The sequence below is a fragment of the Mycobacterium colombiense CECT 3035 genome (assembly GCF_002105755.1).
Classification (GTDB): domain Bacteria; phylum Actinomycetota; class Actinomycetes; order Mycobacteriales; family Mycobacteriaceae; genus Mycobacterium; species Mycobacterium colombiense.
Map to the genome: position 1 here is coordinate 1146075 of NZ_CP020821.1, position 22138 is coordinate 1168212.

General features: G+C 67.7%; 21 protein-coding genes and 1 pseudogene. 5 read left to right on the forward strand and 17 right to left on the reverse strand.

The genetic code is table 11. The features are described 5' to 3' along the window. Positions 1 to 21: 21 nt before the first annotated feature. Genes B9D87_RS05285 through B9D87_RS05295 form a run of 3 tightly spaced genes read right to left on the reverse strand, consistent with a single transcriptional unit; the run spans position 22 to position 2905 of the window. Complete coding sequence (locus B9D87_RS05285) at positions 22 to 969, reverse strand: SDR family oxidoreductase (protein ID WP_007771489.1); 948 nt, start codon at positions 967 to 969, stop codon at positions 22 to 24. Beyond that, complete coding sequence (locus B9D87_RS05290) at positions 963 to 2186, reverse strand: cytochrome P450 (protein WP_007771488.1); 1224 nt, start codon at positions 2184 to 2186, stop codon at positions 963 to 965. The genes B9D87_RS05285 and B9D87_RS05290 overlap by 7 nt, the downstream gene beginning before the upstream one ends. Continuing rightward, complete coding sequence (locus B9D87_RS05295) at positions 2183 to 2905, reverse strand: TetR/AcrR family transcriptional regulator (RefSeq protein ID WP_040629903.1); 723 nt, start codon at positions 2903 to 2905, stop codon at positions 2183 to 2185. Before B9D87_RS05295 ends, B9D87_RS05290 begins: the two co-directional genes overlap by 4 nt. Positions 2906 to 3034: 129 nt before the next feature. Between B9D87_RS05295 and B9D87_RS05300 the strand changes: the two genes are divergently transcribed. Next, a complete protein-coding gene (locus B9D87_RS05300) occupies positions 3035 to 3532 on the forward strand; it encodes a nitroreductase family deazaflavin-dependent oxidoreductase (protein ID WP_007771484.1) in 498 nt (165 codons plus the stop codon). Here the strand turns inward: B9D87_RS05300 and B9D87_RS05305 are convergent. From B9D87_RS05305 to B9D87_RS05320, 4 genes are all read right to left on the reverse strand, one after another. Next, the gene (locus B9D87_RS05305; protein WP_007771483.1) at positions 3529 to 4155 is read right to left on the reverse strand and encodes a hypothetical protein; all 627 of its coding nucleotides are present in this window, start codon (positions 4153 to 4155) and stop codon (positions 3529 to 3531) included. The two genes, B9D87_RS05300 and B9D87_RS05305, sit on opposite strands and share 4 nt — an antisense overlap. A 145-nt stretch (positions 4156 to 4300) precedes the next feature. Next, positions 4301 to 4792 carry a DUF2231 domain-containing protein gene (locus B9D87_RS05310; protein ID WP_007771482.1) on the reverse strand — a complete coding sequence of 164 codons (492 nt, stop codon included), beginning with the start codon at positions 4790 to 4792 and terminating at the stop codon, positions 4301 to 4303. A gap of 28 nt (positions 4793 to 4820) precedes the next feature. Next, positions 4821 to 5444, reverse strand: a complete 624-nt coding sequence (locus B9D87_RS05315; protein WP_040629900.1) for a hypothetical protein — start codon at positions 5442 to 5444, stop codon at positions 4821 to 4823. A 115-nt stretch (positions 5445 to 5559) separates the two neighbouring features. Beyond that, positions 5560 to 6369: a SigB/SigF/SigG family RNA polymerase sigma factor gene (locus B9D87_RS05320; protein WP_040629899.1), complete on the reverse strand. Its 810-nt coding sequence runs from the start codon at positions 6367 to 6369 to the stop codon at positions 5560 to 5562. 870 nt (positions 6370 to 7239) lie between these two features. On the opposite strand from B9D87_RS05320, the gene B9D87_RS05330 reads away from it, so the two are divergent. Beyond that, positions 7240 to 8127, forward strand: coding sequence for an SDR family NAD(P)-dependent oxidoreductase (locus B9D87_RS05330; RefSeq protein ID WP_040629897.1), 888 nt, complete (start codon positions 7240 to 7242; stop codon positions 8125 to 8127). Between the two features lie 29 nt (positions 8128 to 8156). Here the strand turns inward: B9D87_RS05330 and B9D87_RS05335 are convergent, their stop codons facing one another. Together B9D87_RS05335 and B9D87_RS05340 are read right to left on the reverse strand one after the other, a co-directional pair. Continuing rightward, complete coding sequence (locus tag B9D87_RS05335) at positions 8157 to 8792, reverse strand: cutinase family protein (protein WP_007771478.1); 636 nt, start codon at positions 8790 to 8792, stop codon at positions 8157 to 8159. A 126-nt stretch (positions 8793 to 8918) separates the two neighbouring features. Beyond that, complete coding sequence (locus tag B9D87_RS05340) at positions 8919 to 9590, reverse strand: TetR/AcrR family transcriptional regulator (RefSeq protein WP_007771477.1); 672 nt, start codon at positions 9588 to 9590, stop codon at positions 8919 to 8921. A 180-nt stretch (positions 9591 to 9770) separates the two neighbouring features. Between B9D87_RS05340 and B9D87_RS05345 the strand changes: the two genes are divergently transcribed. Further along, positions 9771 to 11537, forward strand: a complete 1767-nt coding sequence (locus B9D87_RS05345; protein ID WP_007771476.1) for an N-acyl-D-amino-acid deacylase family protein — start codon at positions 9771 to 9773, stop codon at positions 11535 to 11537. A gap of 31 nt (positions 11538 to 11568) precedes the next feature. On the opposite strand, the gene B9D87_RS05350 is transcribed toward B9D87_RS05345, so the two are convergent. Next, the gene (locus B9D87_RS05350) at positions 11569 to 12174 is read right to left on the reverse strand and encodes a TetR/AcrR family transcriptional regulator (protein WP_007771475.1); all 606 of its coding nucleotides are present in this window, start codon (positions 12172 to 12174) and stop codon (positions 11569 to 11571) included. A 149-nt stretch (positions 12175 to 12323) separates the two neighbouring features. Here B9D87_RS05350 and B9D87_RS05355 point away from each other — a divergent pair, with 149 nt between their 5' ends. After that, positions 12324 to 12869, forward strand: coding sequence for a class I SAM-dependent methyltransferase (locus tag B9D87_RS05355; RefSeq protein ID WP_007771474.1), 546 nt, complete (start codon positions 12324 to 12326; stop codon positions 12867 to 12869). Here B9D87_RS05355 and B9D87_RS05360 read toward each other — a convergent pair. The 4 genes from B9D87_RS05360 to B9D87_RS05380 form a co-directional block, all read right to left on the reverse strand. Further along, positions 12852 to 14261, reverse strand: a complete 1410-nt coding sequence (locus B9D87_RS05360; RefSeq protein ID WP_007771473.1) for a DEAD/DEAH box helicase — start codon at positions 14259 to 14261, stop codon at positions 12852 to 12854. The genes B9D87_RS05355 and B9D87_RS05360 overlap by 18 nt on opposite strands. 309 nt (positions 14262 to 14570) lie before the next feature. Next, positions 14571 to 14942, reverse strand: coding sequence for a hypothetical protein (locus B9D87_RS05370; protein ID WP_007771471.1), 372 nt, complete (start codon positions 14940 to 14942; stop codon positions 14571 to 14573). A 13-nt stretch (positions 14943 to 14955) separates the two neighbouring features. Continuing rightward, on the reverse strand, positions 14956 to 15660 hold the full coding sequence (scnC, locus tag B9D87_RS05375; protein WP_007771470.1) for a thiocyanate hydrolase subunit gamma: 705 nt from the start codon (positions 15658 to 15660) through the stop codon (positions 14956 to 14958). A gap of 19 nt (positions 15661 to 15679) precedes the next feature. Continuing rightward, positions 15680 to 16519, reverse strand: a complete 840-nt coding sequence (locus tag B9D87_RS05380; RefSeq protein ID WP_007771468.1) for an SH3-like domain-containing protein — start codon at positions 16517 to 16519, stop codon at positions 15680 to 15682. 116 nt (positions 16520 to 16635) lie between these two features. Here B9D87_RS05380 and B9D87_RS05385 point away from each other — a divergent pair, with 116 nt between their 5' ends. Continuing rightward, positions 16636 to 17484 carry an enoyl-CoA hydratase-related protein gene (locus tag B9D87_RS05385; RefSeq protein ID WP_007771466.1) on the forward strand — a complete coding sequence of 283 codons (849 nt, stop codon included), beginning with the start codon at positions 16636 to 16638 and terminating at the stop codon, positions 17482 to 17484. Here B9D87_RS05385 and B9D87_RS05390 read toward each other — a convergent pair. The 3 genes and pseudogenes from B9D87_RS05390 to B9D87_RS05400 form a co-directional block, all read right to left on the reverse strand. Beyond that, positions 17481 to 19181 (reverse strand): FAD-binding protein, encoded by a 1701-nt coding sequence (locus tag B9D87_RS05390; protein ID WP_007771464.1) that lies wholly within the window; start codon positions 19179 to 19181, stop codon positions 17481 to 17483. The two genes, B9D87_RS05385 and B9D87_RS05390, sit on opposite strands and share 4 nt — an antisense overlap. Further along, positions 19178 to 20571 (reverse strand): annotated as a pseudogene (locus tag B9D87_RS05395) (aromatic ring-hydroxylating oxygenase subunit alpha). The gene B9D87_RS05390 and the pseudogene B9D87_RS05395 overlap by 4 nt, the downstream one beginning before the upstream one ends. 33 nt (positions 20572 to 20604) lie before the next feature. Beyond that, positions 20605 to 22134, reverse strand: a complete 1530-nt coding sequence (locus tag B9D87_RS05400) for an acyl-CoA synthetase (protein WP_007771460.1) — start codon at positions 22132 to 22134, stop codon at positions 20605 to 20607. Between the last annotated feature and the right edge of the window lie 4 nt (positions 22135 to 22138).

The following is a 22138-nucleotide window of genomic DNA, read 5'->3' on the forward strand; positions in this document are numbered from 1 at the left end:
CGCAGCGCAGCCGTTCCCATGTCAACCCGGATATCTGACACCGGTGAGCTGTTCGGAGAGCTGCCACAGCTGTCGCATATCGGGCTCGCTGCGCGCCAGCTGGGGGACCGCAGCGAAAGTGACCCCGCCCCTGACCGTTTCGTAGAATCCGCGCGGCCCGTAGTAGGCGCCGCCCTGTGCGTCCGGCGAGACCGCGGCGTAGAGCGTCGGCTTGATGCCTTCGTCGATGTTGAGCCACATGAACGGCAGCAGCCGCCACGTCAGCCGTGTCAGCCGCGCCTGCAACGTCGGTGTGGTGCGGCCGTACGAGGCGCCGCTGAGCAGGTTGGTCTTGGTCAGGCCTGGGTGGGCGGCGTTGGACATCAACCCCCAACCACCCGCGCGGCTGCGCCGATCCAATTCGACGGCGAACATCAGCTGTGCCAATTTGGCGACGCCATACGCATGCATGGGCTTATACCCTCGCTGCGCGTTGACGTCGCCGAAGTCGAGATCGCGCTGGGTCGCGGCGATGCTGCTGACGGTGACCACGCGCGCGGCTGCCGCGGCCCGCAGCAGACCCAGCAGTCGCCCGGTCAACGCAAAATGTCCCAAATAGTTTGTGCCGAACTGTAATTCGAAGCCGTCGCCGGTCTGTTGCCGTTCCGGGGGCGTCATGACGCCCGCGTTGTTGATCAGGATGTCGATAGGGCGGCCTTCCGCGGTCAGCTCCTCGCCCAGCGCGGCGATGCTGGACAGCGATGACAGGTCGAGTTGCCTGATGCCGAGCTTGGCCTCGGGCACCGCACGGCGGATCTCGGCGATCGCCCGTTCGCCCTTGGCCCGGTCGCGGACGGCCAGCACCACGTCGGCACCGGCGGCCGACAGCCGCTTCGCCAACCCGAACCCCAAACCGCTGTTGGCGCCGGTCACTACGGCGAATCTGCCGCGCAGAGCCGGAACATCCAGCGCCAGATCGGGCTTCACCATGTCACGGGCAGCTCGTAGAGGCCGTACGCCAGCGCGTCATGTTTGAACGGCAGATCAATCAGCGGCACAGCGAGCTTCAGGGTCGGAATGCGGCGCAACAGCGTGGGCAAGACGATCTGCAATTCCATCCGGGCCAGCTGTTGACCCACACACTGATGGCGGCCGTAGCCGAACCCGACGTGCGGCCCGTCCTCGCGGAGCAGGTCGAGCCGGTCCGGGTTCGGGAACTGGCGCTCATCCCAGTTGGCCGGGGCGACGTCCAGAATGATGCCGTCGCCGGCGCGGATCGTCTCACCGCCAATCTCGATGTCCTGGACCGCGATTCGCCGCTGGCCGGTCTGGATGATGCTCAGGTAGCGCATCAGCTCTTCGACCGCGGTGGCGACGACTTTCGGGTCATCGGTGTCGCGCAGCAACGCTCGTTGCTCCGGGTGTTCGAGCAACGCCGCGATGCTCAGGCTGATCATGTTCGCGGTGGTCTCGTGGCCCGCGATCAGCACGCCGGTGGCCAACTGTGCGGCCTCGCGCACGCTGATCTCTTCGGCGTTGACCCGCTCGGCCAGATCGGACACCAAATCCTCTGACGGGCTTTGCATCTTGGTCCGAACCAGGTTGGCCAGATATTTCGCCAACGAGGCGGCACCCTGGGCGGTGTCCTCCTCGGTCGCGTAGCGGCCCATGCCCCGCTGGGCTTGGGTCTGAAAGAATTCCGCGTCTTCGTAGGGCACGCCCAGCAGTTCGCTGATGACCAGGGAGGGGACCGGCAGCGAGAGGGTGCTGACGATGTCGCCCGGCTTCGGGCCTGCCAGCAGGGCGTCGATGTGGTCGTCGGTGATCTTCTGCACCGCGGGCCGCAGCGCCTCGACTCGCTTGAACGTGAACGGCTTTGACAACATCCGGCGGAACCGGGTGTGTTCTTCGGCGTCGGAGGTGAACACCGAGCGCGGGCGCTTGTGCACCGTGGCCAGCATGCCCGCGTTCCAGTGCGGATAGCCGGGCAGCCGGTCGTCGACGCTGGTGCGGGAATCGGTGAACAGCGCGCGTATCGCGTCGTAGCCGTGGATGAGCCACGGGGTGCTGGCGTCCCAGATCCTGACCCTGCTCAGCTGCTTGTCGGCGTTGAGCTCCAGTACCTTCGGAGGCGGGGCGAACGGGCAGCCCGGCGCCCGTGTCATCGGAAACTCCGGGATATCGGTGGCAGTGGATCCTTCGGTCATCGTGCTCCTCGGTTGTCGGCCTGCCCGGTCGTCGGTGTCGGCCGGCCGCCGGCCACGCCCACGTGCACCGGCGCCCGCCACAGGCCGACGATCGCGTCGATCAGCCCTTCGCCGGCGACCGGCCATGCCGAACGCGACCGCGGTCCGTGTTCGGCCAGCGCGCCTTCATGCTCCGCGCAGGTGTGCATGAGCAGGTTGCGCACCATCACCATCCGTTCCGAACGCACCCGCTTGGGCAGCTCCGGGAGGCAGCGGTTGATGCCGTCGAGCGTCTGCACCAGCAGCGGCGACGCCAGTGCGTCTTTGGTGACCACGTGGCGGTAGGTCGGATCCGCCATGGCCTGCGCGGCGAATCGGGCGTACCAGGTCGGGGTGCCCAGCGCGGACAGGTGATCGGTCAACGGGCGCACCAGGGCGCCGACCCAGTCGCGCAGCTCGGTCGAATCGCCAACGGCGGCCAGCATCCGGGCGCGCAGCTCCTCGATCGGCTCGCGATGCTTGCTTTCGATCGCGCGGAGCAGGTCGACCCTGGTGCCGAAGTGGTAGCACGCCGCCGCGTTGTTGCCCTGCCCGGCCGCTTCGCTGATCTGTCGGTTGGACACGGCGTACATGCCGCGCTCGGCGAACAGCACTTCGGCGGCCGACAGGATCGCCTCCCGGGTGCCCGTCGACCGGTCGGAGCGAGTGGCCCGCTCGGCAGTCATCGCCTCAGTGAACACGCCACGCCGGGTTAAATCAAGCCATTTATTTATCTCGATGGGTCGGATGCTCACCGAAACCCTGGCTCGTCAGCGGCATTTCATCGCCGTGACGCCCGGGACCGGCGCGCGGCGAATACAGTCGTGCCCATGAATCCGCTGCAGCGGTTGGCCCGCAACCCGACGGCCTACCGCGTGCTGATCCTGAACGGTCACGGGATTATTCAGGGGCTCGAATCCGCGCTCCGGTTCCTGACCAGTGGCCGGCTCGGCGCGTTGGATCTGGTCGGGCTGCCCAACGTGCGGATCACCATCTCGGGCCGCAAGACCGGTCTCGCCCGCAGCGCGACGGTGCAGTACGTGCCCTTTCGCGATGGCCTGCTGTTGGTCGGATCGAACTGGGGGCGTACGCGCCACCCATCCTGGTCGGCGAATCTGAAAGCAGCGCAACGGGTTACCGTGCGCCGGCGTGGCCACCGGTTCGTGGCGGCGGTGCGGCCGCTCGCTGGCGCGGAGCGCGACGAAGCGTGGGCCGAGGCGCTGGCGTTCTGGCCGAATTATCGCCTGGCCCAGGAACGCGCCGGCGCGCGCCGGTTTCGGTTGTTTGTGCTCACGCCGGTGAGTTTCCCGGCCGGCGCACCCGGCTAGCCGCCGAGTCCGGTCCTGACCGCGGCGTCTTGTTTCTGGCCGACGTCGGTCACGAAGTCCGGCGGCACGAGGGCGCTGGGCGGGCCGTCGAATTCCAGCTCGACGAAGGCTTTGCCCTCGGTGAACATCAGCACCGTCACGCCCTTGGCGCCGTCGGGTGAGGGGCCCGAGATCGTGGTGCCCGCGGTGCCGATGCCGATCGGCTCGGGCGCCCCGTGGACGTAACCGTCATGCGTCGACTTCGCCGATTCCAGCGCACGCTGCGCGGCCGGGGGATCGGACAGGACCTGGATGCTGTCGGTGATCACGTGCGTGCGGTCGGTGTTGCTGAACGTGGTGCTGGCCCCCGGTTGGCCGTTCGGGTTGCTGATCGGCGGGGTGGCCGTGAACACCTCGGGCGCGTTGATATCGCCGGCCGCGATGAGCCACCGCGTGTAGTCGGTCGGCTGGGCGGGCGGGGACGTCGACGTCGCGGTGTGTCCGGCCGGACTCGAGGGGCCCGACGCGGATGTGGGCGACGATGCAACCGGTGACTTCGATCCGTTGCCGCAGCCGACCACCGTCGCGCCGGCCAGCGCCAGCGTCAGCGGCAACCCGACGGCGAGCCTGGAGAATTTGCTCATGGACGTTTCCTTCCGCCCCCGGGTTCGACACCGCAAACGGTAACGCAATGCAGGCGCCCCTGCCGCAGAATGTGGTTAGCGCACGGCAGTTACTCCGGCGGTGCCTGCACGCGGGCGCCGAATGGCTTTGCCACCGGCGGCGTCGTCAGCCCGCGTGGTTCTTCGTCAGGCGCGCGATCTCGGTGCCCCAGACCGACTGCGCTCCGGCGTCGCCGACCCGGTAGATCTGGACCATCGACGCGATCCCCGCCGCCACCACCAGAAGCGCGACGAGGATCCGGGTGGCGACCCGGCTCTTGTCGGACCGGCGTTCGATCACCCGCACGACGACCAGCACGACCGCAGCGATGAGCAGCGCGGCGGAGAAGTACGTCATCAGACTGCCGCGCTCGGCGTGTTCGCGCAGGATCGGGCTCGGATTCGTCCTCAGGCCGTAGAGCCATCCACCGGCGTTGATGGTGATCGGCGTCAGCACCATGGTCACCACGGCCAGCACCAGCGTGAGCCACATCAGCTGCCCGCGCCGGGCCGCCGGCCACACCGCGCAGACGATGTCCAGCAGGGCGGTCAGCGGCACCAGCACCAAGACGAAATGCAGCAGCAGGGCATGAGCCGGCATGCCGTTGATGACGTTCATAAGTCCCCCGATGGTGGTGGCTCAGCGGCTAGCTGCCTAGCCCCTTCTTGATGGCCGCATCCTGCTTCTGGCCGACGTCGTTGACGAAGTCCGGCGGGGCCAGCGTGTCGGTGGGGCCGTCGAATTCCAGCGTGGCCAGCGCCTTGCCCTCGGTGAACAGCAGGATGACCAAGCCCTTGCTGCGGTCCGGGGTGTTGCCCATCAACATCGTTCCGCCGCTGCCGATGTTCGACGGTTGGGTGGAGGGATCCTTGATCAGGCCGCCCTGCTGGCCCTTCGCGGCGTTCAGCGCGTTCGTGGCGGAGTCGGGGTCGTCGTATACCTGGATGGTCACCTTGATCGCGTGGCTACCGTCGTCGTCCTTGAAGGTGGTCGCCACGCCCGGCTGGCCGTTCGGGTTGTCGGTCGGGGGCGCGGCCGTGAAGGGGACCGGGGCATTGATGTCGGTGGGCTGGATGAGCAGCTTCGCGTACTCGTTGGGCTGGGCGGGCGCCGATGCGGCCGGAGCCGAGCTGGGGCTGCTGGGCGCCGACGTCGCCGAGGTGGGCTTCGATGGCGACGGCTGCGGCTTGTGGCTGCCACAGCCGGCCACCGACACCGCCAGTGCCGTCGTCGCCGCGACACCCGCGATCACCGTGCGTGACACCCTCATCGCTTCCAGCTCCCTTCCAGGCCTTCCTGGCGACAAAGTCGGATTGTCCTTCGATCGCACAGTACAGGGCTGCGCGGCAGGGTATGCCGCGCAGCGTCCTGGGGGAACTGGCCGCCTACTCGAGCTGATCGCGCAGGCTGCTCAGCGTGCTTGCCAGGATGCGGGATACCTGCATCTGCGACACGCCGATCCGCTCCGCGATCTGGCTCTGCGTCATGGATTCGAAGAACCGCATGCGCAGCACCTCGCGTTCACGCTGCGGGAGGGTGGCAACCAGCACCCGTAGCGCTTCCCGATTGGTGATGTGCTCGATCTGTGGATCGATGTCGCCGACGGAGTCGGCCACCGAGCGAGGCGTTCCCGAACTGTCGGCGCCGAGCGGTGCATCCAGGGAGTCGAGCCGATAGGCATCGCCCGCGACGAGGCATTCGACGATCTCCTCGCGCGGCACCTCGAGCATCTGGGACAGCTCGCCCGCGGTGGGCGCGCGCCCGAGCTGTTGGGACAGGTCCGCGGTCGCCCTGCTGATCTGCACGTGCAGCTCGCGCAACCGCCGCGGGACGCGCATCCCCCAGCTGTAGTCGCGGAAGTAGCGCCGGACCTCGCCCATCATGGTGGGCACGGCGAACCCGATGAAGCTGGGCCCCTTCGCGGGGTCGAAACGGTTGACGGCGTTCATCAACCCCAGCCGAGCGACCTGAATCAGATCTTCGAGGCCTTCGCCCCGCCGGGCGAAGTGGCTGGCCACGTGGTCGGCCAGTGGCAGGCACCGCGAAACGATGCGTTCGCGTTGGTGGGCGTACTCGTGCGATTCGGCGGGCAACCGCTGCAGCGTCAAGAACATTTCGACGACATCGTCGTACGAATCGTCGGTCCTGGTGGTGGGTGGTGGTGCGGGACGGGTTGCAGAAATCACATTGGTCATCGGCTGGCGCACCCCATGTTTACTCGAAAAATCGTGTAAACGGTTGCGCAAGAATAAGTTTGCATACTGACTCTCTCCTAGAGTCGTGTGCAGTGAGAGGTCGCAGCAATGCGCATTTCGTGCCCCCACTGCATCTCGATCCGCCGGACGGTCGTTTACCCATCGCACAAAGGAGCCAGGAAGGTGACTGGGGCTGGTTCGCCGGAGCCATACCAAGCTCAGTAGCCGTGCGGCTGACTGGACCGCTTTTAGCTAAACGGCGACGCGTCCATAACGGACTTCATTGGAGACTATACGCCCCTTCTCCTAACCCGGCGCGGGGTTGCCGCAGCGGGTCGGGGGCGTTTCCGGGCGATTGCAGCCAGGGCGAAGGGGTGCACCAGCAACCGCCGAGCCCTCGATGGCGGCCATACCGAGCACTGGCAGGAATCTCGTCCAGCTGCGGTGTTACGCGCATCCGTCGAGTTGCGTCGTTGGTCGTGTCAGCGCCTGGCAAACGCTATCGGCACGCACATCGGGCCGTGGCGCCGGCGGTGGTGACCGGATTGCGTGCTCGCTTGCCGCGGCCCGCCGAGGACATTGCCGGCGGGAACGACGTCGTTTTCCGTCCGGCCCTGCCGCGGGTGCGCTGCGCAGCGGGGCGGGCGCCGCCCGACCGACCAATCATCCGGTTGGTGGAGATTGCTCGAGGTGACCGGCGCCGCGTGATTGCGGCATCGAGCGGCGTTGGTTCTCATTTCGGATTCGGCTGGGTACTGTTCGCCTAATGTTCGTGACACCGATCGGCCATCCCGGCGGCAGTCAGCTGCGAGTGCACTTCGCGCGCAACGCATTACATGACCGGCGCGATGGCGCCCGCGGGAGTGGGCGATGAATGGCACTGAGGCTGAGCTGGATGGCCACGGGGTGGTGGTCTCGGGCGGCAGTCGCGGCATCGGACGCGCGGTCGCCGAGCTGCTGGGCAGCCTGGGCGCTGGTGTGGTCGTCAACGGGCGCGACGAACATGCCGTGGCCGAGACGGTCGCGGCGATCACGGCGTCGGGTGGCCGGGCCACCGCGGTCGTCGGGGCCGCCGACGACGAGCGCGTCGCGCGCTCGCTGGTGGACGAATGCCTGAGTGCGTTCGGGCGACTGGACGCCCTGATCAATTGCGCGGGTATCGCCGAACCGCCCGGCTCGTCGATCCTGACGATCAGCCCGGACGAGTTCGACCACCTGATCAGTGGCCACCTCGGCACCGCCTTCCACACCTGCCGGGTGGCCGCCCCGGTGTTGGCCGGGCAGGGGCACGGAGCCATCGTCAACACCAGTTCGGTGGCGTATCTGGGTGACTACGGCGGAACGGGTTATCCGGCCGGCAAGGGCGCCGTCAACGGCCTGACGATGGCCATCGCCGCCGAACTGAAGCCCTACGGCGTGCGGGCCAACGTGGTGTGCCCCGGCGCCAGGACACGGCTGTCCACCGGAGCCGAATACGAACGGCACATCGAAGACCTGCACCGCCGCGGGCTGCTCGACGAGATGACCATGCGGGCATCGCTCGACAGCGCCCCGCCCGAGTTCGTCGCACCGGTCTACGCCTATCTCGCCGGCGGCCGCTCGCGCGACGTGACGGGACAAATCCTGGTTGCGGCAGGCGGTTTCGTCGGCACGTTCGACCGTCAGACCCCGCGGCCGCTGGGCTACCGTGACCACCATCAGGCCGGGCCGTGGTCGGTGCGGGAGGTGCACGCCATGATCGGTGGCGCGGCCCGGTGACGGGTACCGGCGCCGGAGGCGAGCGAGCCCTACGAGAGCCGGTTGGCGACGAAATCGGCCGCCTGGTCGACCATCCCGGCCTCGACGTATTGGCGGTGCGCGGCAGGGTTGCCCGCACCGGAACAGACGGGGTCGCCGGGGACACACAACTCGAGCGTCTTCGCCGAATACAGCGGCCCGATGTCGACCGGAGGCTGGTTGATGATGCTCATGAACTGGGTCGACGGCTTGCCGAACAGCGCCACCGCGGCCACATGGTTGGCCACCTCGGCCGGCATCGGCTGCAGCGCGCGCACCAGGTGCACGCCGTCGGGCACCGCGCTCTCGGTGACGAAGCCCATCACCGCGGCGCCCTGCGAATAGCCGCCCAGCACCATCTTGGTGCGGGGGCAGTTCGCCGCCATCCGTTCGACGTGACTGCCGGCGTCGCTGATGCCATCGGCGGCGGTGGGGAAGTCGGTGGTGGCCGGGTAGTTGACCGGATACACGCCGACGGACTTACCGCCGACGTGTGAGCGCAAGGTGTCGACGAAGTTCTGGCCGATGCGGCCGACTCCGGGCGGCTCGGTGGTGCCCCGGGCGAACACCACCTCGACGTCGGGGCATGGATCCGCGGACGCCGCTGTGGCCGGCCCGACGAGCAGAGCCCAAATCGGCGACAGCACAGCGCAAGTCAACACAGCGAGGGGATTGGCCTGCACAGCGTGATCTTGCCACAGGACCGCCGGGAGCGCGCGCTGGGACATAACGGCGAATATGTATGGTCAGGATCGCCGCGCTTACTCGGCCGGTCAGGAGGCTTTCGATGAGCGCCGTCGAGTTCGCGGCGGCTCCGCGCCGCCCAGCGCGTCCATGGCCCGGGCCAGCTGCGGGTAGGCGATCGCCGGCCCGATCCAGCGGGTGAGGTAGCGCCGCAGGTCGGCACCGCTGCGCGGCGGCCGTCCCGGGTCGGTCAGGAAGGAATGCAGGACGCGCAGCGAGAATTCGTTCAGCTCGTCCAGGCCGGCTTCGTCGAAACCGTACTGCTCCCAATCGATGTCGTACCGATGCAGCATCGAACGACCGAACGCCAGGGCCGTATCGGAGATGATCGAAACCTTCTGGGCGCCGCGGTGGCGCTGGCTGAGCACGAACTCGACCTGGTTGTCCGCGGCCAGCTCTTCGACGGCGAAGGCCATTCCTTCTGTGATGGCCACCACCGGGTCGGTGACCCCGTCCAGGTGGGCGGCCATCCGATCGAGGAAGCCGTCGGCCGACCGCATCGCGGACGCCACCAACAGGGCCTGCGTCCCGGGGAAGTATCGGTACACGGTCTGACGGGTCACCCCCAATGCCCGCGCCACGTCCGCGATCCGCATCGCCGACCCGCGTTCGTCGATGATCCTGTCGGCGGCGTCCAGGATGCGCTCGATCGCCTCGGCATCGGACGCCGGCGTGTTTCCTGCCCAACCGTGACTACGCATGATTAACGGGCGGCAAACCCGCGGCCGGTGAACCCCACAGCTGGATCATAACGTCCGTCACGGCGCCATCGTTGCTGGCTAACCGCCGAGTCGTGCGGCGATCGCGTGGCAGGACAACATCCGCACTATGTATGATCACTGCTGATCCGGAAGGCTCCGGCGCGACAGAGAGGCCGACCGATGCAGTACGACACCGTGATCACCAACGGCCGCTGGTTCGACGGGACGGGCGGGCCGTCGGCCCTGCGGGACATCGGCGTGCGTGACGGCCGCGTCGTCACCATCGCCAAGGGGCCACTCGACACGACCGGAGCCCGCGTCATCGATGCGACGGGTCAGTGGGTCATTCCCGGCATCATCGACATCCACACCCACTACGACATCGAAACTCTCTGTGAGCCAGCACTTTCCGAATCACTGCGGCACGGCGTGACCACGGTGATGCTGGGCTCCTGCTCGCTGTCCACCGTGTACCTGGACAACGTCGACGCGGGCGACATCTTCGGCCGTGTCGAGGCCATTCCGCGGCGCTACGTCATCGAACAGCTCAACGCGGCCCGGTCATGGAACACCCCCAAGGAATATGTGGCCGCACTCGAGCGCCTCAACCTGGGCCCCAACCTCGCGGCGTTCATCGGGCACTCCGACCTGCGCGCCGCAACGATGGGCCTGGACCGGGCGACCCGCAAGGACATTCGCCCGTCGGCGGCCGAACTCGCGCGGATGGAGTCGATGCTCGAAGAGGCCCTCGACGAGGGCTTCGTCGGGTTGTCCTCGCAGCAACTGCTGTTCGACAAGCTCGACGGTGAGGTCTGCAGGTCGCGCACGCTGCCGTCGACCTACGCCAAGCCGCGTGAGCTCCGGCGCCTGAACGCGATCCTGCGGCGGCGCAACAAGATCCTGCAGTCGGGCCCAGACATCAAGAACCCGCTGTCGATCGTCTCCCAGCTGGCCGCGTCGCTCGGGGTCGGGCGTCGGCGGTTGAAGACCAGCCTGCTCTCGGCCGCCGACGTCAAGGCGTTGCCGCCGGTCATCTACCTGATGGACTGGCTCGCGCGGCTGGTCAACGCGCTGGGTGCGGACTTCCGCTGGCAGCACCTGCCGGTGCCGTTCGAGGTCTACGCCGACGGGATTTCGCTGGTGATCTTCGAAGAATTCGGCTCCGGCGCCGCGGCGCTGCACCTGGCCGACGAGATCGCCCGCAACGAGCTGATCCGCGACGAGGACTACCGGCGTCGGTTCCGCAAGGACTACGACCAGAAGTACGGGCCCCGGGTATGGCACCGCGACTTTTTCGACGCCGACATCGTGGCGTGCCCCGACGAATCGGTGGTCGGCAAGTCCTTCGGTCAGGTGGGCCTGGACCGCGGCGGCCTGCATCCGGTCGACGCGTTCCTCGACCTGGTGCTCGAGCACGGCGAAAAGCTGCGCTGGCGCACCACGATCTCCAACCACCGGCCCGAATTGCTCAAGAAGCTCGCGCAGAGCCCAGGCGTGCAGATGGGCTTCTCGGACGCCGGCGCTCACCTGCGCAACATGGCCTTCTACAACTCGGGGCTGCGCCTGCTGCGCCACGTGCGCGACGCCGAGAGGCAGGGCAGGCCGTTCATGTCGATGGAGCACGCCGTGCACCGGCTCACCGGTGAACTCGGCGCGTGGTACCAGATCGACGCCGGCACGCTGCGTGAAGGCGACCGCGCCGACGTCGTCGTCATCAACCCGGACAAGCTCGACGAATCACTCGAGTCCTACGCCGAACATCCGGTCGAGTCCTACGGCGGGCTGTCGCGGATGGTGAACCGCAACGACGAGACGGTCACCGCGGTCCTGGTGTCCGGAAACCTCGCCTTCGGCGCGGGCGAGGCCTCGCCGGAGCTGGGCGAGCGGCGCTTCGGTGAATTCCTCCGGGCCGGCGGCTCGGCGCGAAAGCTGGCCTACACGGGCTAGTCGCGCCGATTACTCTGGTGCACACAGGTTTTCATGCGACCGATGCACCCAGGATCAGGTTGACGGCCTCGTCGAGCTGTCCGGAAATCTCGGCGAAGCTGACGAACCTCGCGGTCATCAGCGCCCCCGAAAACGTCATCTGCAGCGTGGATTTCACGGATCGCGGCCAACCCGGGCCGAGCGCGGCCCCGATCCGTTTGGCCACTTCTTCGCCGATCTGTTCCCGCAGCGGTGCGACCGCCGGATCGTCGGCCATCAATGCGGCGCCGCAGGCGGCGGTCAGCTCCGGCTCGTCGGCCACCACGACCGCCATGTCCCGCAGCGTGGCGCTGACCCGGGTCTTGGTCGTGTCGTTGACGTCGGTGTGTAGCGGCAGGTCGCGCAGGAAGCGCAGGTACACCGCCGCCACCAGCGCGCTTTTCGAGGGGAAGTAGGTGTAGGCGCTGGCCGGCGACACCCCGGCGCGGGTGGCCACCGCGCGCATCGTCAAGTTCGCGTACGAGGACTCCCGCAACTCCGCCAGTCCCGCATCGAGGACCTTGCGGATCGTCTGGCCGGGCCGACGATCCGACCGGCGGGCCGCGCCGGCGCCCGCCGCCTTCCCGGCGACGACCGGGAACGACGCATCTCTAGACACCCGTCCAGTGTAGAAACGCGAACTGTCACCAACAACAGCATCAAGTCGCGGTCGCCTCGCTGCCTGTGCGGACGTCGTGGCCCATTTACAGACAGCTGTCTAAAACGGGACTGACTGTCACCGGCGACCACCGTTCTAGAGTGGCGCCTATGGGCGAAGCGGACCGGCACCGCTGGGACGAACGGTACGCGGCGAAGGGGCCGCCACCGTTGAGTTCGGTTGCGCCGCCCGCCGTTTTCGCCGGCCATGCGGATCTGTTTCCCGCCGCAGGCCGGGCCATCGACCTCGCCTGCGGACAGGGGACCGGCTCGGTCTGGCTCGCCTCGCGCGGCCTTCAGGTGGTGGGGCTGGACGTCTCCCCGGTGGCAATCAGCCACGCGCGGGAGCTGGCCCAGCGGGCCGCGGTGGGCAACCGCTGCCGCTTCGACGTCGTCGATCTCGACACCGGTCTGCCCGCGGGGACCCCGGTCGACGTCATCCTGTGCTGCAAGTTCCGCGACCCCCGCCTGGACCGCGCGATCGTGGAACGGCTCGCGCCGGGCGGCCTGCTGGCGATCGCCGCCCTGAGCGAGGTCGGGGCGAGCCCCGGCCCCTTCCGGGCCGTGGCCGGCGAGCTGCCCGCAGCCTTCGCCGGCCTGGACCTGCTCGGCGCCGGCGAAGGCGACGGTCAGGCGTGGCTACTGGCTCGGCGCTGAACCGTTCTGACCGCTCGGGCGGCCGGCACTCCCTTGCGCACGGCTCGAGCGGCGACGGTCCGGCCGCCGGTGCGGCGCACCCGTGCGATGCGGCATGGCGGATTCGGTGGGGGCCGGGTTGGTCCTCGGCGACCTGCTGGTCCGCCGGCGCCGCTGCCCGCCGGAGTTGGCCCGCTGCTGCGCGCCGGCGCCCGAGGGCACCCGAGCGGGGGCGGGCGCCTGGTACGGAGCGACCTCGCCCACGAGCGCTTGCACGGCGTCCGACGCCGCGGTCACCTGCTGGGGGGCGACCTTGATTCCGGCCTTGCGCATCAACGCTTGGGTGTCGTGGCGCTGCTCCGGCAACACCACGGTGACCACGTCACCGGCGCTCCCCGCCCGCGCGGTGCGCCCGGACCGGTGCAGATAGGACTTGTGCTCGGCGGGCGGGTCGATGTGCACGACGAGCTCGACCTCGTCGACGTGCACGCCGCGCGCGGCGATGTCGGTGGCCACCAGCACCCGGGCGCCACCCGAGGCGAACATCGCCAGGTTGCGCTCACGCGCGGGCTGAGACAGGTTGCCGTGCAGGTCGACCGACGGGACTCCCGATTCGGTGAGCTGCCTGGCGAGCTTGCGCGCCTGATGCTTGGTGCGCATGAACAGGATCCGGCGCCCGGCGCCGGATGCGAGCCGGTGCACGACCTCCTTCTTGGCCTCCGCATTGGCGACGTGGAACACGTGGTGGGTCATCTCGGATACCGGCGAGTTGGCCTCGTCGACCGAGTGCAGCACCTCGTTGCGCAGGAATCGCGTGACGAGCTTGTCGACACCGTTGTCCAGGGTCGCCGAAAACAGCAGCCGCTGGCCACCATTCGGAGTCGCGGCCAGGATCCGGGTGACGCCGGGCAGGAAGCCGAGATCGGCCATGTGGTCGGCTTCGTCGATGACGGTGATCTCGACCGCGTCGAGGTTGATCAGCCGCTGCTTCATCAGGTCCTCGAGCCGGCCCGGGCAGGCGACCACGATGTCGACGCCGGCCTTCAGGGCGGTGACCTGGCGGCTTTGCGATACGCCGCCGAAGATCGTGGTGATCCTCAGGCCGGAGGCCGTCGCCAATGGCTCCAGGGTCGCTGTGATCTGCGTCGCTAACTCCCGGGTTGGCGCGAGCACCAAACCCGATGGCCGCGAGGGGCGCCGGTTTCCCCGCGAGAGGCGGCTGACGAGCGGGATGGAGAAGGCCAGCGTCTTGCCGCTACCGGTCTTCCCGCGGCCGAGTACATCGCGCCCGGACAGCGTGTCGGGCAGTGTCTCGACCTGGATCGGAAACGGGTGGGTGATGCCGCGCGTGGTGAGCGCATCGACCAGCGAAGCGCGCACGCCGAGTTCGGCAAAAGTCTTGTGGGTAGTCACTTTTCGGTGCCTTTCAGGCATCGGTGGTGCCGTGCTGGGCGCGAAACGCCGCGCGGCATCGGCACGAGGTGGCGAGATTGCCGGATGGCAAAATCGATCGCCGCGAGACAAGCTAGTGCGGGATGCACGGTTCATCTCGGTGCCCGGCGCGATCTAATGCGCCGGTAGCAATGGGATGAGGAAGCGTTCCACGACGGTGTTGGCATGCAATGTCATGAAGCCAACGTTGCTGCCAGCCTAGCGTATCGGGCGCCAATCCTCGAACCAGCATCGAAAACCGCGGTCGGCGCCGCGACTTGACGGCTTCGCTCAACCTTGCAGCCGGCCCCGCACCGCGGCCAGCCTGTCCTCGAGTTCGGACTCCTCGATGACGCCGCGCACCACGAGCGAGTGCGCCAACGCCACCAACCGGTTCTCCGGATAGGGCAATTCCGAGTAGACGGTCGCCGACAGGGCATCCTCTTCGCCGCGCCGGTCGGCGAATCCGAGCACCTGCGCGCCGCGCTCGCTGTGGTCGAGCGCATCACAGATCCCGTCCAGGCTCGTCTTCCAGGGTGGGACCGGATTGTCGACGCCGTACTTGGCCGCCATGCGTTCCCAGACCTGGTTGCGCTCAACGATCTTCGCCAGCGCTGCGACGACCGCGTCTGCGGCGGGGCCCGGGGTGGGCGCGGTGCTCATCTCGTCGCTCCCATCAGTCGTCGACGGGGTGGACGGCCGGACGCGTCCGGGTGATGACGTTGGACGTCACTCCCGGCCTGGGCAGCGCAACGCCGATCAGGCAGTCACGCGTGATGATGTCGACCAGTTGGTCCTCGGTCCACCCCTGCGTTCCCTCCGGACGGACGGGCATCACCATGAACCGATGCTTCTGGTTGGAATCCTCCACCCGGATCTCGACGTCTTCGGGAAGGATCAGGCCGAACTCCGCGAGAACCTGACGTGGCCAGCGCACGATGCGACGGCGATAGTTGGGTGTGCGGTACCACTCCGGCGAATTGCCCAAAATCGGTCGCGGGTAGCACGAGCACAGGGTGCAGACGATCACGTGATGCAGCGTCGGGGTGTCCTCCAACACGTGCAGGGCGGTGAAGTCGCTCGGGGTACCGAACCCGGTCGGTTCCAGCCAGTCGACGCCGACCTCCTTGCTGGCGGCGAGCGCATCCGAACGCACCAATTCCTTGAAGCCGGGATCGAGCCATGCCCTCGCCACCAGGCGCGCCGCGGGAGTGGGGCCGATCTGTTCGGCGAACTCGGTGAAGCGGCGATGATCTTCGGCGGTGAAAATGCCCTTCTCGATGCATAATTCGCGAAGGGCGATCTCGAGGACCTCGAAGTCGGTGATCTCGTCCACCATGGGCGCGGCGGTGCGCTCGTGGTCGTGCTCGTGGGCGGTCATGCTGAGGTCCTTTCCGACGCTATCCGGCCGATTCGAGCCACCGCTCGGGGATCTCGGTCTGCAACGTGTCGTTGCCCGGTCCGGTGTAGCCATGCCACAACTCGGACAGGTTGAACCGAACGATGTAGAACCATTCGGGTTGTTGGTCTGGCCCGTCCCAGGTTTCGTCCTCGGCGGCCGGGCTTTCGTACGACACGACCGCGACCTCGCCCGTCGCGCCGCGCACGTACTCCTGGGTGCGGGTGTAGAGCAGCACGGGCAGATCCCGCACCACGACCTTGTCGCCCACGCTGAACCTGGGTTCACCGGCCTGTCCGGCGAACACCTGGGGGTCGCCTTTGCCGACGGCGTGGCGGTGGTGCCGGTTGCGGGTGACGGCGGCGGGGTCGCCTTCGGACTTCGGCTTGGCCTCCAAGGGTTTTCCGCGCAGGCCTCCCGCATAGCGGTCCTTGACCTCGGCCATGCGTTCGGCTAATTCGCTGAGGCCGATGTGGTGCTTTTCGGCGAGGACGCGGGCGACCGCCAGCAGCCAGCGCCCGTAGTAGGGGAGGCCGAGATAGATGGTGCGGCCCAGGTCGACGTTGCCCATCCGGCGTCGTTCCTCGGACAGCCAGATGCCACGCCAGCCGAGCACCTCACACATCACGTACGTGTTGTGTTCCCAGATCTCGTACTGCTTGTTCTCGAATTCGATGGGAGCGTCCGGCTCGCCGCCGACGTCATGGGGAGTCTTGACGTACGCGCTGAAGCGTTCGTGGTCAATGAGATCCGGCGTGGGGGCGTCGGGGAGTTCGGGGTAGGAGGACTGCAGCCGGGCGATCAGGTCGAGCCGTGCCGCTCGGTCCGAAGGAGTCGCCATCTGAGCTCCATTCGTGACGGACTAGTCCAGCGCCTCCATACACTTCACTCCTCCCGCGAACATTGCGCAACCACAAAGCGAATTCGCGGCTTGCGGTCTCCGGTAGTGTCACCAGGATGGAGCGGCGCGTCCTGGAAGCGGTCATTTACGAGCGCGAACCGCCGATTGCGCGGATCGTTCTGAACCGGGTGGACAAGGCCAATACGAAGGACGCGGTGTTGGTCGGCGAGGTCGACAGTTGCCTGCACGAGGCCGACCGCGACAAGGACATCAAGGTCGTCATCCTCAAGGCGAACGGCAACGGATTCTGCGGCGGCCACGTGGCGCGCTGGGGCCCGGACGAGAATCCCTATCCGGATTTCGGGGACACCTTCGAGGACCTGTACAAGGGCACCGCCGATCTCTTTTTGTGGCCGACGCTGTATCTGTGGGAATTCCCCAAGCCGACCATCTCGCAGATCCACGGTTACTGCATGGGCGGCGGGATCTACCTGGGGTTGCTGACCGACTTCTGCGTCGCCTCCGATGACGCCTATTTCCAGATGCCGCTTGCCCAAAGCCTCGGCGAGCCCGGCGGGCACACCATGATCGAGCCGTGGCTGTTGATGAATTGGCATCGCACCATGGACTGGCTGCTGCTGGCGCCGACGCTGTCCGCGCAGCAGGCCCTGGAGTGGGGCCTGCTCAACAGGGTGGTGCCGCGCGACGAGCTCGAGGACACCGTGGAGGAGATGGCGCGCAAGATCGCCCAAATCCCGTTGACCACGCTGATGGCGGTCAAGAACAACGTGAAGCGCGCATGGGAATTGATGGGCATGCGGGTGCATCTGCAGGTCAGTCACATCCTGACGAACATGGTGGGCGCCGCGAGCGACGTGCAGGCGCGCCGGGCCGAGCTGATCCAGTCGGGACTGAAGCCGCGCGAATTCGTCGACAAACCCGACCCGCCGGCGGCGCTTAGCTAGCGGCTCATCTCGCCGGCCAGCTTGCGTCCCGCCGCGTGGCGGGCGGCGACGTACCCGAACACCATCGAGCTGGCGATGCTCGCACCGGCCCCCGGATACGTCCGCCCCATCACGGTCGCGGTGGTGTTGCCGGTCGCGTACAAGCCCTCGATCACCCGATCGCGCTCATCGAGCACCTGGGCGTGCTCGTTGGTCAGCACGCCGCCGCACGTCCCGACGTCGGCGGGGAGCACCCGGGTCGCGTAGTACGGGGCGGTGTCCAGCGGACCGATGGCGGCGTTCGGCCGGTACCCGGGGTCGCCCAGGCAGTCGTTGTAGGCCGACTGGCCCCGGCCGAAGTCGGGGTCCAGCCCCCTGGCCGCGAATTGGTTGAACCGCCCGATGGTGATCGCCAATTCGTCTGCGGGAAGGTCGATCTCGCGGGCCAGGTCGGTAATCGTCGCGGCGCACCTGACCGCGCCGGACTCGATCAGCTCGGGGGGCAGCGGCTGATTTCGCTTCAGGGGATTCGCGCTGGTGACGTATCGGCGCACGTACCCCTCGTCGAAGATCATCCAGCACGGCACGGCCTTGTTCGCGTACATCGCCTTGCCGACCTCGACGTAGGAGTTGGACTCGTTGCAGAACCGCCTGCCGGTCGAGTCGACGTAAATCGCGCCGGGCCGCTGACGGCCGGACCCCAGCGACGCGGCGACGGCACCACCGTTGGCGATGAAAACCGAAGGCAGCCACCACGCCTCGTCCAACAGGTCGGTCTTGGCGCCCAGCCGCATCGCCGCCTCGAGCACCTCACCGGTGTCGCCGGCGTTGGCGATCGACCACTTCCCTTCGTTGGGCTGATTACCGCTGTACCGGCGCCGCATCTCCGGGTTGTGGCCGAAACCGCCGGCGGCCAATAGGACCCCTTTTCGGGCCTGGACAGTCACCGTGCGCCCATCGCGGACCACACGCACGCCGACCACCCGGCCGTCGTCGACGACCAAGTCGGCCATCGCGGCATCGGTCCACAGCGGGGGATTCCCGTCGCTGAGATCGATCAGCGCCTTGAGCATCTGAGCGATCAGCGACGCGCCGTTGGTGAGGAGCCTTCGGCGCCGGGCCCGCGCCAGCGCGGTGCGCAGGAATACCCGCGATGCGACGGCGAAGGCGCGCGGCGCGCGGTTGAAATACTGAACGGACCGCAATTCGTTGGTCAGTACCACATACCCGTAGTTCTTGGCCAGCGGCGGCTGCACCTTGTCGCGCCACGCACCCAGCCTCGCGGCGTCGAACGGGATGCCCTCGACGGCGCGGCCGGACGCGTTGCCGCCCTTGTGGTTCGGGTAGTAGTCGCTCCAGCCCGCACACCGGATCAGTCGGACGCCCTTGCGGGTGAGGAAGTTGATCATCTCGAAGCCGGCGGTGAGGAACATCTCGCGACGCTCGGGGGAGGAGGCCGCGCCGATGTCGCCGACCACGTCGGTCAGGTAGGCCAGGCCGTCCTCGTGTGAGTCCGCGATGCCGTCGGCCCGCATCAACGGATTGTTCGGCAGCCAGACGATGCCGCCCGACAGCCCCGTCGAACCGCCGACCAGCGGCTGCTTTTCGATGATCAGCGGTTCGAGCCCGCAATCCAGCGCGGCCAGGCCCGCGACCATGCCGCCTCCGCCGCTGCCGGCGATGACCAGGTCCACGCAGTGGTCCCACCGGGTGGTCATGGCGCCTCCGAGCCGAACCCGAGATCGGCGATCGGTATGTCGATGGTGGTGTTGGTCTTCTGGATGGCGGGCAGCAGGGTGGCGTATGGCAGGCCGGCGAGGAAACCGTCGATGACCCGCTCGAAATTCGAGATCAGGCCCTCGATCTGGTCGGACAGGCGCATGAACTCAAAGCCCTTGGAATGCAACCCCTTCTGCTGCCTGGGCAGGTTGGAGAAATCCTGGGCGGGGATGGGCGGCCAGCGCGGATCGTCGGGCGGCATCGGCTCGGGGGCGTCGGCTTGCCGGCCGACTCGTCCGCGGGGAACCGGGTGAGCGACCAGATCTCGAACAGCGTGTCCTCGGGTCCCAGGGGACGGATGCGATATGACGATGCGCTGCTGTAGGTCGGCAGGATGAAGTGGTGCGGGAACGCGAATCCGATCGCGTCGGTGATCCCGCGACGGACCAGGTCGTTGAGATCGGGCATGCCGCTGCCGCGGGCGCGGTGCCAGTTGACGACGGCATCGTTGAGCGCGCTGCGCCAGGCGGCCATGGCCGCCGCCGGGTCGGCCGGCAACTCGATGTTCTGCAGGCCCTCGGCGATGCGGATGTCGTTTTCGTGCGTCATGCCGCCCATGCCCTCACCGAGCGTGCGCATGAAATACAGGCTGCTGGCGACGACGGGATGCACTGCCGCGGAAGGCTCGCCGGTCTGCGCGGACGGCAGCAGTTGCGGGTGCGTCTGCGGGACGTGGTAGCCCTCCATGAACGCCGCGGTCGCCAGCTTCCAGTTCACCGGAAGCCGGCACGATTGCCACCACTCCACGCGCAGCGAGTCCACCTGCCACGCGTCGTAGGTCGTCGCGAAGGGCTCCATCCAGTCGCGCAACGCCGGTGCGTCGTCGTCGAGGTTGATCCACGCGCAACCACCCCAGAGCTCGCAGCGCACGGACACCAGCCGCAGGTCGTCGCCGGTCATGTTCTCTTCCGTGAACGCCTCGGGCCGCAGCACGAACGTATTGCGGCCGTCGACGCCCCAGCACCAACCGTGGAACGGACACACGAAGGTGCGCCGATTCCCGTTGCCCTCCACCAGCTTCACGCCCCGATGGCGGCAGGCGTTGTGGTAGGCGCGCACGGTGCCGGCGTCCACCCGCACCACGATGATCGACTCGTCGAGGATCTCGTATTCGACGAAATCGCCGGCCTTGGGAATCTCCTCGAGCCGGCACGCCATCTGCCATACCCGCGGCCAGAACATGTCGCATTCCAGCGCGTAGAAATCCGGGTCGTAGTAGCGCTGCTTGGGGATTCGATCGGCGGTCTGCACCGCCCACGGCACCGGTAGCGGCGTCCAATTGGCACCCGGCCGGCGCGGGGTTGGTGCGTTGGCGACCTCGTTGCCCATTCCTATAGCCATCTCGTCATCCCTTGTGTCACATCACAAGATCCGTGATACCCGCCCCTGCCAGTAACGGTCGCGGATGCGTCTCTTGTACAGCTTTCCGTTCGGGTCGCGGGGCAGGGAGTCGAACTCGATGCTGCGCGGGCACTTGTACCCGGCCAGGCGGGCCCGGCAGTATTCGATGAGTTCGGCCGCGAGCTCGGGACCGGGCACCACGCCGTCGGCCGGCTGTACGACGGCCTTGACCTCTTCACCGAATTCGTCGTTGGGAACCCCGAATACCGCCGCGTCGAGGAGCTTCGGATGCATGACGAGCAGATTCTCCGCCTCTTGCGGATAGATGTTGACCCCGCCGGAGACGATCGTGAACGTGGACCGGTCGGTGAGGTACAGGAACCCGTCTGAGTCGACATAGCCCATGTCGCCGAGCGATCGCCACCCTCGGTCGTTGTACACCGACGCGGTCTTGGCGGGATCCTTGAAGTATTCGAAGTTGGGTCCGCCTTCGAAATAGAGCTCGCCGGATTCGCCGACGGGCAGTTCCCGCCCGTCCTCGCCGACCACGTGCACCGGGGCCGTCGGGATCCCCACCGAACCGGGATGCGCGAGCCACTCCCGCGGCCCGATGGTGGTCCCCGCGAATCCCTCGGTGCCACCGTAGTATTCGTGGATGATGGGTCCGAACCACTCCATCATCCGGTGTTTGACGTCGACCGGGCACGGCGCCGCGGCGTGAATGACGCACCGCAGGCTCGACACGTCATAGCGTTCCCGGACCGCTGCGGGCAACTTGAGCATGCGCACGAACATCGTGGGCACGAACTGCGCGTGGGTCACCCGGTGGGTCTGGATGAGACGCAACACCGTTTCGGCGTCGAATTTGCGCATGAGGATCGACGCGGCGCCGACCCGGTGGACCGCCATGGTGTAGTTCACCCCCGCCGCGTGATACAGCGGCGCGGGGGACAGGTACACGCTCGATGGGCTCATCCCGTATTTGTGGATGAGCGCCATCTCGAGCACCGACTGCGCCCAGGATCCATTGCCGTCGACGGGAAGCGGTCGTCGCACCGCCTTGGGTCGTCCGGTGGTGCCGGACGAGTAGAGCATCTCCGACCCGTCCGATACCGGTGGGGCGTCGCCCGCGGACGCCAGCGCGTCCTCGTAGCATCGCCAGCCCGGCAGGGCTCCGCCGATCGCGATGCGCGCGCGCACCGCGGCGTTGGCCGCGCGGATGTGGACGCCCAGTTCGGGCATCGAGGCGTCGAGGAAGACCGCCTTGGCGTCCGAATCGTCGATGACGTAGCCGACCTCGTCGGGCAGGAAATGGGTGTTGACCGCGGTGTAGTAGAGGCCGGAAAGCTGGGCGCCCCAGGTGATTTCGAAGAACTCCGGCCGGTTGGGCAGAACCAGGGCCACGCCGTCGCCGCGGCGCAGGCCCGCCTCGTGCAACACGGCGGCCACCCGCTGGCTGCGGGCGTACAGTTCGCCGTACGAGATCGTGCCGCCGTCGGCCACCAGCGCCGGCGACTGTGCGGCTGTGATCGCGTGATCGGCGATGTTCACCGGT